Source organism: Tahibacter harae (assembly GCF_024437735.1).
GTDB classification, from domain to species: Bacteria; Pseudomonadota; Gammaproteobacteria; order Xanthomonadales; family Rhodanobacteraceae; genus Tahibacter; species Tahibacter harae.
The window spans coordinates 74,488-88,763 of the sequence record NZ_JANFQO010000007.1; the positions used below are offsets into that span (position 1 = coordinate 74,488).

Here is a 14,276-nt window from a genome sequence, read left to right on the forward strand (position 1 = left end):
GAATTCAGGCTTCCGGACGCATGTACGGGAACAGCAGCACGTCGCGGATCGAGGCGGCATCGGCCAGCAGCATGACCAGGCGGTCTATGCCCACGCCCAGGCCGCCGGTCGGCGGCAGGCCGTATTCCAGCGCGCGGATGTAGTCGGCATCGAAGTGCATGGCTTCGTCGTCGCCGGAATCCTTGGCCGCGACCTGGGCCAGGAAGCGTGCCGCCTGGTCTTCCGGATCGTTCAGCTCGGAAAAGCCGTTCGCCAGTTCCTTGCCGCCGACGAACAGCTCGAAGCGGTCGGTGATTCCCGGATCGCTGTCGTTCTCGCGCGCCAGCGGCGAGACCTCGGTCGGGTACTGGGTGATGAAGGTGGGCTGCACCAGGGTCTGCTCCACCGTGGCCTCGAACAGTTCCAGCAGCAGCTTGCCCCAGCCGTAGGACGGCTTGACGTGGATGCCCTTGCGCGCGCAGTGCGCGGCCAGGGCGTCGCGGTCGCGCAGTTCATGTCCGGCAATTTCCGGATTGAACTCGCGCACGGCCTGCTCCATGGGCCAGCGCCTGAACGCGGGGCCCACGTCGATATCGCGGCTTTCCCAGCGCAGCGCCGTGGTGCCCAGGGTGGCCTGGGCCGTGTCGCGGATCATGGCCTCGGTCAGGTCCATGATCTCGTTGTAGGTGGCGTAGGCCTGATACAGCTCCAGCATGGTGAATTCGGGGTTGTGCCGGGTGGACACGCCCTCGTTGCGGAAATTGCGGTTGATCTCGTAGACGCGCTCGAAGCCGCCGACGACCAGGCGCTTCAAATACAGCTCCGGCGCCACGCGCAGGTAGAGTTCCAGATCCAGCGCGTTGTGATGGGTGACGAACGGCCGCGCGGTCGCCCCGCCCGGGATCACGTGCATCATCGGCGTCTCCACTTCCATGAAGCGGCGCGCCGGATCTTCCAGCCACTTGCGGATATGGCCGATCACCGCCGAGCGCAGCTTGAACACGCGGCGCGATTCCTCGGTGACGATCAGGTCGACATAGCGCTGGCGATAGCGCTGTTCCACGTCGCTCAGGCCATGCCACTTGTCCGGCAGCGGGCGCAGCGACTTGGTCAGCAGGCGCAGGCTTTCCACCTTTACCGAAAGTTCGCCGGTCTTGGTGCGCGTCAGCAGGCCTTCGGCGGCGATGATGTCGCCCACGTCCCAGCCCTTGAAGGCGGCATAAGTTTCTTCACCGACCGCGGCCTGCTGCAGGAACAGCTGCAGCCGCGCCGACATGTCCTGGATCTGGGCAAAGCTGGCCTTGCCCATCTGGCGCTTGGCCAGCAGGCGGCCGGCCACGCGCACGCGGCGCTGCAGGGCATCGATGGCCTCGGCGGACCACTGCTCCTTGTCGGCGAATTCGGCCTGCAGGTCGCCGGCGAAGGCGTCCGGGGCGAAATCGTTGGGGAAGGCGATGCCGGCGGCGCGCAGGGCCTTGAGCTTGTCGCGGCGTTCGGCGATCAGGCGATTCTCGTCGGCGGCGGACGGGGCATCCTGGGCGGTGGTTTCGGTCTGGCTGTTCATCGCATTCGTTTCCGGTTCGGCCCGCCGGCGGCGGCTTGCACGACGGGGGTAATCGGCCGCCACGGGCGGCGGCCTGGGCAACTTACTTGGCCGTCGCGCGCTTTACCAATGACATTAGCTTCGCATTGTCCTGCTGGCCTTCACTGAGCTTGGCCGCGCCTTCGGCCGAAAGCCGGGCGCCGGCGTCGATCAGTACTTCGGCGTTGTCGTATTTGCCCACGATCAGCGCCATCGACAGCGGCGTGAAGCCCTGCGGCAGGCGCACATCGAGCTTGGCGCCGCCGGCGATCAGGCGCTTGACCACGGCCGGCGTGCACTGCTGCGCGGCCAGGATCAGCGGCGGCATCATGCCGCTGTCGTCGGCGCGCGCGCCGTAGCGGAACAGCAGATCCAGGGTCTTCAGCACGTCGGCCTCGGCGATGCGCTTGTCCATGCAGGCCGAGACGGCGAATTCCATAGTGCTCTGCGGCGTCTGTTCCAGCTTGCCGTTGGGATCCACGCCCAGCACCAGCATGGCCTCGACGATGTCGGCCTTGGCGTTGAACAGGTTCACCGGCAGGTTTTCCTGCATCACGTCGGTGCCGTCTTCCTCCATCAGCGCTTCGGCCTGCGCGCGCGTCATGCGCGCATCGGCAGGCTGTGCGGAGGCGAAGCCGGCGCAGCCCAGCAGGACGGCGGCGGCGAGATAAGCGTAGCAACGCATGCGTTTCTCCTTGAGTGCGAGGCACCGCGCCATGCCTGGCGCGGCCGTGTTCATTGGCCGGGCTTGATCGCGCGCTTGAGCACGGCCAGCTGGGCCGGATCCTGCGGCTTCTCGAAGAACAGCTGGTCGGCTTCCCCGGCCGTGATGCGCGCGCCCTTGCCGACGAGGAAGTCGGCGATGTCCCAGTGACCGCCGATCAGGGCCATCTTCAGCGGCGTGAACTGCTGCGCGTTGACCGGATCGGGCTCTGCGCCGCCGGCGACGAATTTCTCGATCACCGGCAGCGGACAGGACTGCACCGCCGCCATCAGCACGGTATTGCCCTGCGCGTCGCGCGCATTCACCTGGGCGCCGCGGCGGAACAGGATATCCAGCACGTCCAGCTGGCGTTCGACCGGGTTCTTGTTGCTGCAGGCGATCATCGCGCCAACGGTCAGCAGGCTCATGCCGGCCGGCCCCGGCGCGTTCACGTCGACGCCCGCGTCCAGCAGCGCGGACACCACATCCGGGCGGCTCTTGCCGACGGCATCGCTGAGCGAATCCGCCGATACGCCGACGCTGCGCGTGCGCAGCAGTTCCAGCGCCTGCTGTTCCTTGGCCGCGTCGGCGGGCCTGGCCGCCGCGCTGCTGCGGCCGCTGCGGCGGCGGCTGTCCTTCCAGTCTTCCAGCAGGGCGCCGCGGCTGCGGATATAGCCTTTCTGCTCGCTCGTATCGGCGCGGGCAATGGCGATGGCCTCGTCCAGCACCACATCGGACGCATCCAGCGTGCGCAGCGCCATCAGCGCGTCGCCGCGCAGGCTCCAGCCGGCCTGGCTGCGCGCCACGTCCAGCAGCACCGGCGGCGCCTGCTCGGCGAACCAGGCCTTGACCGCGGCCGGGCTGGCGCCGTCGGCGTCGCCGAGTTTCTCTATCGCCGAAATCAGGCTGTGCCGGGCGCTTTCGTCCCTGACCGCACGCAGGTTTCGCAGCAGCGGTTCAAGATCGCGCTGCGGATCGGCCGTGCCCTGCTCCACCTGGGCCTCGGCCCGCTCGATCAGCTGGGCAGGGCCGGGCGGCTGGCGCGCCAGGGCCGCGCCGGCCAGGGCGCAGCCCAGCGCGAGGGCAAGCAGGTTTCGCTGCAGCTTCATGCACTTCCTCCGTGAGTGGCCGCGGCTCAGGCGTCGATGCGCTTGGCGCCGGCTTCCAGGCCCAGCTTGAGGCTGGCTTCGATGTATTCGTCCAGGTCGCCGTCGAGCACTTTCTGCGTGTCGGTGCGCTCCACGCCGGTGCGCAGATCCTTGATGCGCGACTGGTCCAGCACGTAGGAGCGGATCTGGCTGCCCCAGCCGATGTCGGACTTGGTCGCTTCCAGCGCATCCTTCTCGGCGTTGCGCTTCTGCATCTCGATCTCGTACAGCTTGGCCTTGAGCATCTTCATCGCGCGGTCGCGGTTGGCGTGCTGCGAACGCTCGGTCTGGCAGGCCACGACCACGCCGCTGGGCACATGGGTGATGCGCACCGCGGATTCGGTCTTGTTCACGTGCTGGCCGCCGGCGCCGGAGGAGCGGTAGACGTCGGTCTTCAGATCGGCCGGATTGACTTCGATGTCGATATCGTCGTCCACCTCGGGCGAGACGAAGATGGACGAGAACGAGGTGTGGCGGCGGTTGTCCGAATCGAACGGCGACTTGCGCACCAGGCGGTGCACGCCGATCTCGGTCTTGAGCCAGCCATAGGCGTAATCGCCCTCGACCCGGAACGAGGCGCTCTTGATGCCGGCGACATCGCCGGCGGAGACTTCCATCAGCTCCGTCTTCCAGCCCTTGTTCTCGCACCAGCGCAGGTACATGCGCAGCAGCATCTCGGCCCAGTCCTGCGCCTCGGTGCCGCCGGCGCCGGCCTGCACGTCGACGAAGGCGTTGGCCGCGTCCATCTTGCCGGAGAACATGCGCTGGAATTCCAGCTTGTCCACCTTGGCGGCAAGCGATTCCACATCGTCGGCGACCGCGAGCGCGGTGCCTTCGTCGGCTTCGGCGACGGCCATTTCCAGCAGTTCGGCGGCGCCGTCCAGGCCTTCGACCAGGCTCTTGATGCCGTGGACGATCTTTTCCAGCTGGGCGCGTTCCTTGCCCAGGTCCTGGGCCCGTTGCGGGTTGTCCCAGACGGTGGGGCTTTCCAGCTCGCGGCTTACTTCTTCGAGGCGTTCAGCTTTGCTTTCGTAGTCAAAGATACCCCCTAAGCGACTGCACCCGACCCTTGAGGTCGTCGATGCGCGCGGAGATCGGATTGGTCTCGATCATGGTCGTGGCAATGGTTGAGCGGGGAAAAAGATTGGCAGAATACCAAAACGGGGGGCCCAGCTGGCGATCAGGGCGCTCAGCTGGCCGGAAAGGGGGCCCGGCCACCCTCCGCAGTCCGGGGCGTCGCAGGAGCGAATCCGTCTGACGCCACGGGCCGGCCGTTGTAGCAGACGGCCTTTGTCGAGCCGCAGTCACCGCACCATTCCGGCCGGGCCGGACCAACTGGGGAAATGACATGCTTCGATCTGTTCGTGTGTCCGCCATGATCCTCGCTTTGCTCTGCAGCACCGCAGTCCTTGCCCAAGGCACCATTACCGATGGAGCCGCCACGTTTGCCCGCACCGGCACTCCCTTCGACGCCACCCCTACCGGCAACTTCACCGGTGTTTCCGCGACCACGGTCCAGGACCACCTGTTCGAAGCCGGCTGGTACTTCCGCGTCTCCGGCGACACGCGCGAGTTCTTCTTCCCCGCGCCGTCGACCCAGAACTACACCGCCAATACCGCGACCCTGGACTGGACCGACGTCGGTGCCCGCGGCCTGTTCTCCGCGCGAGAAGTGTCGGTCGTGACGAATTTCAACGGCCCTTCCGGCCGGGTCGAGCAGACCATGACCATCACCAACCTCAGCCAGACCAATCCGCTGGTCATCGACATCTTCCACATGCTCGACTTCGACGTGCAGCCCACGGCCGGCAATGACTCGGCCACGCAGATCGGCACCACCCGCATCGGCCTGACCGATCCCGGCGGCGCCACCGGCGAATACGTCGGCATCGGGGCGAGCGCCTTCATGGTGCGCCCGTTCGGCGGCACCGACCTGGGCGCCGTACTGGACGACGCCGCCGTGACCAACCTCGACAACAGCGGCCTGCCCTTCGGCCCCGCCGACTACACGTCGGCCATGCAATGGGCCAGCCAGACGATTGCCCCCGCCGCGTCGGCCAGTTTCGTGGTGCAGTTCTCGGTCAATACGACGACGGTGCCGGTGACGCTGCAGTCGTACTCCGTCGATTGAAGACTCGCCCTCCCCTGGCTCGCCTGGGGAGGGTTTTTCCGGTTTCATACGACAGCCTGGGTATCCATGGCGAGCACGGCCATGGGTAGCGCTCAGAACACCACGACGTCGGTATCGCTGAAATTCGCCGTGGTCACGAGCAGTTCGACAGCGACCGGTGCGGCGCATTCTTCACACCCGTAGACGCGCGAGACCGCATCCCCGCCCAGCAGCCGCGGCTGCGGAGCGCCGCCTGCGAAGGCCACCTCGGCCGCGGCGATGAAGAACGCGGTCTCGGACACGGCGATGCGCTCGCCAGGCTGCAGCAGCAGGCTGAAGCGGCGCGTTTCCGGCGCATTGGCCTGCGGCAGGTGGATGGGATAGACCGGCGTCTGCGGCATGGGGAAGGCATCGCCATTCAGCACGCGGCGCACCGGAAACAGCTGCAACGGACCCAGGCTGCGTTCGGCCCGCAGGCCCGCCTGGGCGGTCAGCGTGCGCGCCAGTCCCAGCCAGTGCTGCCGCGCCGGATCGGCACCGCCGGCGATCGCATCGCTGCGGCCGCAGGCCAGGCGCATCTCGATGGCGTAGTCGTGCAGCAGGTGGCGCGCATAGGCGCCGTGCACGCTGGGCGCGGCCTGGCTGCAGAGGAACTCGCCGCTGGCCCGCATGGCCCGCGCCGGCAGCAGCGGCAGACGCTGGGCAGCGGCGCCCGTGCCGGTCACATCGAACAGCGCGGCGAAATCGAAGGGCCAGTCGCCGCGGCGCAGATAGGCATTCGCCGCGAGCAGGCTGGCCAGGTTGAAGGCCAGCACCAGCCCGGTCAGCGCCGCGGCGCCGGCGCACCGCCAGCCGCGCGGCGCCGCAGCGCCGGCACCGCCGCCCAGCGCCGCCAGGCCCAGCGCAATGCCGCCGAGCGCGGCGATGCGCAGCGGCGTGGTCATGTAGTAGGTGGTCTGGGCGCGGATCAGGGCCGTGGTCAGCGCAATCGCGGCTATCGCCGCCAGCACCTGCAACGCCAGCGCCGCGCCGCCGGGTTGCCGGCGCAGCCGCCACAGTCCGGCGGCGGCGCCCAGCGGCAGCAGCGCGAGCAAGGTCAGCGCGACAGGCAGCAGTGCCCGCGGCAGGTTCAACATGTGCTGCAGCCAGTACAGCGCGCCGCCGAGCGCCGACTGGTACAGCACCTCCGGCAGGCTGGCCAGGTTGCCCGTGCTGCGGCCGTCGCTGAGATAGACGCCGCCGGCACGCAGGTCGGCGAAATCGTTGTTCCAGCTCCACAGCAGATACGGCAGCAAAGGCAGCAAGGCCAGCGCCGCAGCAACCAGCAGCGATTTCAGGCGCAGTTCCCGCCGCAGCGCCGTCGCCGCCAGCACGCCCAGCACCGGCCAGGCGAAACCGACGCTGCTCGGATGCGCATGCACTGCCAGCACCAGACCCAGCGCCATGCCCGCCAGGTATCGGGTGCGCGGCGCGCGGCGGTAGCGCAGCAGGCACACCAGCGTGGCCAGCAGCAGCGGCGCGGTGAGCACGTAATGCTGCGGCAGCAGCCATTCGAACGAACTCCAGGCCGGCAGCGCGAGCAGCACGGCCCAGAGCAGTCCCGTACCGCGGCTGTGCAGTTCCTTGCCCGCCAGATAGGCCAGCGGATACTGCAGCGCCGACAGCACGCCCAGCAGCAGCAGCACGCCCAGCCAGCTGCGCGTCAGCGCCAGCAGCGCGGCCAACAGCCAGTACCAGGCCGGTCCCAGGTGGATAGTCGCCGCCAGCACCGGCCCGGCCAGCGGCACCTCCTCGCCGTGCAGGAAACGCCAGGCGACGAAGATGTCGCGGGCCAGATCCAGATGCGTGGCCGCGTACGGCACGCGCGCCAGCGCCAGCAGTACCAGCACGGCCAGCAGCACATAGCCGGCGATGCGGCACGTGCGCGGCCTGGCCGGGGCGGCGTTCAGGCGGATTTCCGGGCCTGCAACTTTATCCACAAAGTCACTCCGCCGGCCGCTACAGCGGTTCGATATGGCGGATCAGCAGGCGCAGCCGCTCGCGCCCGTTCCAGTCGTCGATGCCGAGCTGGAAAGCCGCGCGCAGCCGCGCCGGCGGCGGGCTGCCCTGGTAGCCGCCGAACATCACCGCGGCCAGCGGCTCGCGGCAGCGCGCGTGGCGCAGGTTCAGGCGCAGGTGAGTCTCGCCCATGGTCTTCCAGTCGATCAGCTGGAATTCGTCGTCGAACAGCGGCTCGGGAAAGGCCTGGCCCCAGGGCCCGGCGAAGCGCAGCTGGCGCGCCAGTTCCAGGTCGTAGTCAGCCGCATCGAGACAACCGTCGGTGTGCAGCACCGGATCGAGCAGGGCCGCATCCAGCCGGCGCCGCGCGACCGCATCGAAGGCGGCGGCGAAATCGTGCAGGCGTGCCATAGAAAGGCTCAGCCCCGCGGCCATGGCATGGCCGCCGAAGCGCTGGATCAGGCCGGGTTCGCGCGCATCGACTTCGGCCAGCGCGTCGCGCAGGTGGAAGCCGGCGATGGAACGGCCCGAGGCCTTGATTTCGTCGCTGCCCTCGCCGGCCGGCGCGCAGGCAATCACCGGCCGGTGCAGGCGCTCCTTGAGCTTGGATGCGACCAGCCCGACCACGCCCACATGCCATTCCGGCTCGAACAGCACCACGCCCAGCGGCAAGGTGTCGGCGCCGTGGCGCGCGAGGTATTGCGCCACGGTAGCCTCGCCCTGCTCCACCATCTGTGCCTGCAAATCGCGCCGTTCGGCGTTAATCGCCGACAAGGTATCGGCCAGCTCGCGCGCGCGGCGCGGCTCGTCGCAGAGCAGGCAGGCTATGCCCAGGCGCATGTCGTCCAGGCGTCCGGCTGCGTTGATGCGCGGCCCCAGCGCGAAACCGAGATCGCCGGCGCACAGCGTGGCCGCATTGCGCTTGCTCGACTCGATCAGCGCGGCCACGCCGGCGCAGGCCAGGCCGGCACGGATGCGGCGCAGGCCGGCTTCGACCAGGATGCGGTTGTTGTAGTCCAGCGGCACCAGGTCGGCCACCGTGCCCAGCGCGACCAGGTCCAGCAAGGTGGACAGATCCGGTTCGGCACGCCCGGCGAACCAGCCGCTGCCGCGCAGGCGCGCGCGCAGCGCCAGCAGCACGTAAAACATCACGCCGACGCCGGCCAGGGCCTTGCTGGGAAAACCGTCGCCGTCGAGATTCGGATTGACCAGGGCCGCGGCGGCGGGCAGCGCATCGCCGGGCAGATGATGGTCGGTGACGATGACGGCGATGCCGTGCGCGTTCGCCGCGGCTACACCTGCATGCGCGGCGACGCCGTTGTCGACGGTGAGGATCAATTGCGGCCGGCGCGGCAGCAGTTCCTCCACCAGCGCCGGACTCAGCCCGTAGCCGTGGGTGAACCGGTTCGGCACCTGGAAATCCACCTCGGCCGCGCCGAGCAGGCGCAGGCCGCGCACGGCGACCGCGGTGCCGGTGGCGCCGTCGGCATCGAAATCGCCGACAACGACGATGCGCTGCTGCTGGCGCAGCGCCTGTTCCAGCAGTTCGCAGGCGCGCTCCATGCCGCCAAGCTGCTGCGGCGCGAGCAGATGCGCCAGACGGTGTTCGACCTCGCGCGCCGCGGCGATGCCGCGCGCGGCGTAGATGCGGCGCAGCACCGGATGCATGCCCTCGGGCCAGCCGTCGTCAACGGCGGCGGCCTCGCGGCGCACGATGCGCCACGGTCTCATGCGCGCAGCGGACGCACGCGGCGCCAGAAGCGCCAGCGATGGCCGGGCCTGACCACGGCGCGCTCGCCGCTGGCCAGGTACAGGCGCAGTTCGGCGACGCGCTTGCTGCCGAGCGCGTTTTCCGCCAGCGGCAGCCAGTGCGCGCCCAGTTCGCCCAGGGACTGGGCATCGTCGAGATCGATCAGGGTATGCCCGTCGAAGCCGGCCAGCTCGCCCGGTCTGGGCGCGACCACGGCGACCTTGGCCCGCGCCGCCAGCGCCGCCAGGGCCTCGTCGCGGCTCAGCACGCGGCTGAGCGGGCTCTTGACCCAGTCCGGCAGGCTGCCCGCGCCCCAGAACCACAGGCTGTTGACCGGCAGCTGGCCGCGCGCGGCGCGCTGCTGGTTGAGCGGATGGTTGTGCAGCACGATCTGCGCTTCGTTGAGCAGGCTGCGCCAGCGCCGGCCTTCATCGCCCTCGGGCAGGTGCAGGCGCAGATCGTCGCCGAGGGCCTGTTCCGGCGGCACGAACGCGGGCAGCTTCGCGCCGGTCGGCGCGCGCAGATACCAGCGCGACGGCCGCGCGGCGTCGATGGGAAAGCCGCTGTCGCCGAACAGCGGCTTGAGCGGGCGCAGCAGTTCGGCGCAATCCTCGGCGCTGAGGCCCAGCTCGCCGCAGGCGAGCATGCGCGCGGTGGCCATGTCGGCGCGCACATGGGCCGGATCGGCGCGCAGCCAGGTGAAGCCGGCGGCATCGCCGCAGTCGGCCTGGCGCGTCAGCGCCGCGACCGGGATGCGCGTGCCGGCAAACTGGAAAAATTCACGAATGACGGTTTCGCGGCCGACGGCGGCGGCCGGCAGCGCATCGCCGCGGGTGAACCAGCGCGCCAGCGGCGCGCCGGCGAGGCGGCTGTCGGCGGCCAGGCGTACGCGCGGCGGCAGCAGCAGCGACAGTATGTTCATGCGACTCCCTCCGCCGGCTCACCGGCCGCGGCGGCGGAACCGCGCCGCCGCGCCGGGTGCCGCATCAATCGTAGCGGACTGCCGTGATCTCGTAGCGCTTGACGCCGTTGGGCGCCTGGAACTCGAAGGAATCGCCCTGGCTCTTGCCGATCAGCGCGCGCGCGATGGGCGAGCTGACTGCGATCAGGCGCTGCTTGATGTCGGCTTCGATGTCGCCGACGATCTGGTAGGTGACCTGGTCGCCCGAATCCTCGTCCTCCAGCTCCACCGTCGCGCCGAACACGATGCGCGGCGCCGCTGCCAGCTTGGCCACGTCGATGACCTCGGCATAGCTCAGCGTGGCTTCCATTTCCTGGATGCGGCCCTCGACGAAGCCCTGCTGCTCGCGTGCGGCGTGGTACTCGGCGTTTTCCTTGAGGTCGCCGTGGGCGCGCGCTTCGGCGATGGCTTCGATGATGCGCGGGCGGTCTACGGTCTTGAGCTTCTCCAGCTCGTCGCGCAGGCGCTCGGCGCCCTTGAGGGTCAGTGGCGGACGCTTCATGCTTTCAATTCCTTGTGCAGCTCTTGCAGGCTGTTGACGCTGCCGTCCTCGCGATAGTCCAGCGAATGCAGCAAGGCACGGGCGCCGGCAATGGTAGTCGAATAGGTGATGCGCTGCTGCAGCGCCTCGCGCCGGATGGAGAAGGAGTCGGCGATGGCCTGCTTGCCCTCGGTCGTGTTGACGATAAAGACGATCTCGCCGTTCTTGATCAGGTCGACCACGTGCGGGCGGCCCTCGATCACCTTGTTGACGCGCTCGCAGGCCAGGCCCTGGGCCTTGAGCCATTCGCAGGTGCCGCTGGTGGCGACCAGCGAATAGCCGCGGCGCAGCAGGTCCTGCGCCACCAGCAGCAGGCGCGGCTTGTCCGGATCGCGCACCGACACGAACACCTTGCCCTTGGGCGGCGCGGCGATGTTGGCCGCTTCATGCGCACGCGCGAACGCGGCGCCGAAGCTGCGGCCCACGCCCATCACCTCGCCGGTGGAGCGCATTTCCGGGCCCAGGATGGGATCGACGTTCTGGAACTTCAGGAACGGGAAGATCGCTTCCTTGACCGAGTAATACTGCGGGATCACTTCGCGCGTCGCGCCCTGGGCGGTCAGGCTCTGGCCGACCATGCAGCGCGCGGCGATCTTGGCCAGGGCCACGCCGGTGGCCTTGGACACGAACGGCACCGTGCGCGAGGCGCGCGGATTCACTTCGAGGATGAAGACCTTGTCGTCCTGGATCGCGAACTGGGTGTTCATCAGGCCGACCACCTTCAGCTCGCGCGCCATCGCCTTGACCTGCTCGCGCAGCTGGTCCTGGATCTCCGCCGACAGCGAATACGGCGGCAGCGAGCAGGACGAGTCGCCGGAATGCACGCCGGCTTCCTCGATGTGCTCCATGATGCCGCCGATCAGCACATTGCCTTCGGCGTCGGCGACGATGTCCACGTCGACTTCGACGGCGTTGTCGAGGAAGCGGTCCAGCAGCACCGGCGAGTCGTCGGACACGCGCACCGCCTCGGTGATGTAGCGCTTGAGGTCCGCATCCGAATGCACCACTTCCATGGCGCGGCCGCCGAGCACGTAGCTGGGACGCACCACCATGGGATAGCCGATCTCGCGCGCCAGCGCGAGGGCCTCGTCCGCCGTGCGCGCGGTGCGGTTGGGCGGCTGGGCCAGGCCCAGCTTCTGCACCATCTGCTGGAAGCGCTCGCGGTCTTCGGCGAGGTCGATGGAATCCGGCGTGGTGCCGATCACCGGCGCGCCGTTGGCCTCCAGCGCGCGGGCGAGCTTGAGCGGCGTCTGGCCGCCGTACTGCACGATCACGCCCCTGGGTTTTTCCTTGTCGATGATCTCCAGCACGTCTTCCAGGGTCAGCGGCTCGAAGTACAGGCGGTCCGAGGTGTCGTAGTCGGTGGAGACGGTCTCCGGATTGCAGTTGACCATGATGGTCTCGAAGCCGTCTTCGCGCAGGGCCAGCGCCGCGTGCACGCAGCAGTAGTCGAACTCGATGCCCTGGCCGATGCGGTTGGGGCCGCCGCCCAGCACCATGATCTTGTCGCGCGTGCTCGGCAGCGCCTCGCATTCTTCCTCGTAGGTCGAATACAGGTACGCGGTGGACGTGGCGAATTCGGCGGCGCAGGAATCCACGCGCTTGTACACCGGGCGCACGTTGAAGGCGCGGCGCAGGTGGCGCACGGCGTTCTCGTCGGTGCCCAGCAGCGCGGCCAGGCGCGAGTCGGAAAAGCCCTTGCGCTTGAGGCGCAGCAGGCGCGCCGCGTCCAGCGCGCCGAGGCCGCGCACTTTCACTTCGGCCTCGCAGCGGATCAGGTCTTCGATCTGGGCCAGGAACCAGCGGTCGATATGGGTGAGCGCGTAGATCTCTTCCAGGCTAAGGCCGGCGCGGAAACCGTCGGCGACGTAGAACACGCGCTCCGGGCCCGGCTCCTTGAGTTCGCGCTTGAGGCGCGCCACGCCGTCGTCGCTGTTGAGATCCAGGCGCGTCGGGCTGAGGCCGTCCTTGCCGGTTTCCAGGCCGCGCAGGGCCTTCTGCAGCGATTCCTGGAAGCTGCGGCCTATGGCCATCACTTCGCCGACCGACTTCATCTGCGTGGTCAGGCGCGCATCGGCGGCGGGGAATTTCTCGAACGCGAAACGCGGAATCTTGGTGACGACGTAGTCGATGGAAGGCTCGAACGAGGCCGGGGTCAGGCCGCCGGTGATCTCGTTGCGCAGCTCGTCCAGCGTATAGCCGACCGCGAGCTTGGCCGCGACCTTGGCGATGGGAAAGCCGGTCGCCTTGGAAGCCAGCGCAGAGGATCGCGACACGCGCGGGTTCATCTCGATCACGACCACGCGGCCGTTCTCGGAATTCACGCCGAACTGCACGTTGGAACCGCCGGTGTCCACGCCGATCTTGCGCAGCACGGCGATGGAGGCGTCGCGCAGGCGCTGGTATTCCTTGTCGGTGAGGGTCTGCGCCGGCGCCACCGTGATCGAGTCGCCGGTGTGCACGCCCATGGGATCGAGGTTCTCGATCGAGCAGACGATGATGCAGTTGTCCGCGGTATCGCGGACCACTTCCATCTCGAACTCCTTCCAGCCGAGCACGGATTCCTCGACCAGCACCTCGCCCACCGGCGACAGTTCCAGGCCGCGGCTGACGATCTCGACGAATTCCTCGCGGTTGTAGGCGATGCCGCCGCCGGAGCCGCCCAGCGTGAAGGACGGCCGGATGATGGTCGGGAAGCCGACCTTGGTCTGTGCGTCCAGCGCCTGTTCCAGCGTGCGCGCGATCTCGGCGCGCGGGCATTCCAGCCCGATGTCCTTCATGGCGTGGCGGAACAGCTCGCGGTCCTCGGCCATGCGGATGGCTTCGCGCGAGGCGCCGATCAGTTCAACCTTGTACTTTTCCAGAATGCCCTTGTCCGCCAGTTCCAGCGCGCAATTCAGCGCGGTCTGGCCGCCCATGGTCGGCAGCAGCGCGTCGGGCTTTTCCTTGGCGATGATGCGCTCGACCGTGGCCGGGTTGATCGGCTCGATGTAGACCGCGTCGGCGGTCTCCGGGTCGGTCATGATCGTGGCCGGGTTGGAATTCACCAGCACCACGCGGAAGCCTTCCTGCTTGAGCGCCTTGCACGCCTGCGCGCCGGAATAGTCGAACTCGCAGGCCTGGCCTATGACGATGGGGCCGGCGCCGATGATCAGGATGGTCTTGAGATCAGTTCTTTTTGGCACTGTCGTCTCCGGCGGAAGCTTCAGTTTCGGTCAGGACTTCGACGTCCTTGACCGAGCTGCTGGGAATATCGAGTTCTACGCCGCCGTCGGCCGGGCTCAGCCGCAGCCGCAGGGCGGTCTGGGTATGGCGCACCAGGGTTCCGGCGCGGCGCGAGCCCAGGGTGGTGCGTACCACGATCTGGGCGCCCACGTGGTTGCCCAGCTGGGCGTAGCTGACCACTTCGACCACGCGCACGCGGCCGGCGGCGAACACGACGGCGCTGGCCAGGCTCAGACCGGCCAGCACCGCGATGCGGCGCATCAGGGAAAAACCGTTCAT

The 14,276-nt window shown here is 68.6% G+C and carries 11 protein-coding genes; 1 reads left to right on the plus strand and 10 read right to left on the minus strand.

Annotation, left to right across the window (positions count from 1 at the left end; all coding sequences use genetic code 11):
- Positions 1-4: 4 nt before the first annotated feature.
- The 4 genes from lysS to prfB form a co-directional block, all read right to left on the minus strand.
- Positions 5-1,543 carry a lysine--tRNA ligase gene (lysS, locus tag NM961_RS09465; protein WP_255913962.1) on the minus strand — a complete coding sequence of 513 codons (1,539 nt, stop codon included), beginning with the start codon at positions 1,541-1,543 and terminating at the stop codon, positions 5-7.
- An 82-nt stretch (positions 1,544-1,625) separates the two neighbouring features.
- Positions 1,626-2,246: an ankyrin repeat domain-containing protein gene (locus NM961_RS09470; RefSeq protein WP_255913963.1), complete on the minus strand. Its 621-nt coding sequence runs from the start codon at positions 2,244-2,246 to the stop codon at positions 1,626-1,628.
- Between the two features lie 50 nt (positions 2,247-2,296).
- On the minus strand, positions 2,297-3,373 hold the full coding sequence (locus tag NM961_RS09475) for an ankyrin repeat domain-containing protein (protein WP_255913965.1): 1,077 nt from the start codon (positions 3,371-3,373) through the stop codon (positions 2,297-2,299).
- A 26-nt stretch (positions 3,374-3,399) separates the two neighbouring features.
- Positions 3,400-4,525, minus strand: a protein-coding gene (gene prfB, locus NM961_RS09480; protein WP_255913966.1) for a peptide chain release factor 2 whose coding sequence is annotated in 2 segments (ribosomal slippage) — positions 3,400-4,449 and positions 4,451-4,525 — 1,125 coding nt in all. Because the reading frame shifts where the segments join, the coding sequence is not laid out codon by codon here.
- A gap of 235 nt (positions 4,526-4,760) precedes the next feature.
- On the opposite strand from prfB, the gene NM961_RS09485 reads away from it, so the two are divergent.
- Positions 4,761-5,543, plus strand: coding sequence for a DUF3237 domain-containing protein (locus tag NM961_RS09485; protein ID WP_255913967.1), 783 nt, complete (start codon positions 4,761-4,763; stop codon positions 5,541-5,543).
- 92 nt (positions 5,544-5,635) lie between these two features.
- Here NM961_RS09485 and NM961_RS09490 read toward each other — a convergent pair whose 3' ends face one another.
- The 6 genes from NM961_RS09490 to NM961_RS09515 form a co-directional block, all read right to left on the minus strand.
- A complete protein-coding gene (locus NM961_RS09490) occupies positions 5,636-7,501 on the minus strand; it encodes a hypothetical protein (RefSeq protein ID WP_255913968.1) in 1,866 nt (621 codons plus the stop codon).
- Positions 7,502-7,520: 19 nt separating this feature from the next.
- Complete coding sequence (gene recJ / locus NM961_RS09495) at positions 7,521-9,251, minus strand: single-stranded-DNA-specific exonuclease RecJ (protein ID WP_255913969.1); 1,731 nt, start codon at positions 9,249-9,251, stop codon at positions 7,521-7,523.
- Positions 9,248-10,192 carry a phosphoglycerate mutase gene (locus NM961_RS09500; protein ID WP_255913970.1) on the minus strand — a complete coding sequence of 315 codons (945 nt, stop codon included), beginning with the start codon at positions 10,190-10,192 and terminating at the stop codon, positions 9,248-9,250. Before NM961_RS09500 ends, recJ begins: the two co-directional genes overlap by 4 nt.
- A gap of 64 nt (positions 10,193-10,256) precedes the next feature.
- Positions 10,257-10,733, minus strand: coding sequence for a transcription elongation factor GreA (gene greA / locus NM961_RS09505; protein WP_255913971.1), 477 nt, complete (start codon positions 10,731-10,733; stop codon positions 10,257-10,259).
- The gene (carB, locus tag NM961_RS09510; protein ID WP_255913972.1) at positions 10,730-13,957 is read right to left on the minus strand and encodes a carbamoyl-phosphate synthase large subunit; all 3,228 of its coding nucleotides are present in this window, start codon (positions 13,955-13,957) and stop codon (positions 10,730-10,732) included. The genes greA and carB overlap by 4 nt, the downstream gene beginning before the upstream one ends.
- Complete coding sequence (locus tag NM961_RS09515; protein ID WP_255913973.1) at positions 13,941-14,276, minus strand: hypothetical protein; 336 nt, start codon at positions 14,274-14,276, stop codon at positions 13,941-13,943. Before NM961_RS09515 ends, carB begins: the two co-directional genes overlap by 17 nt.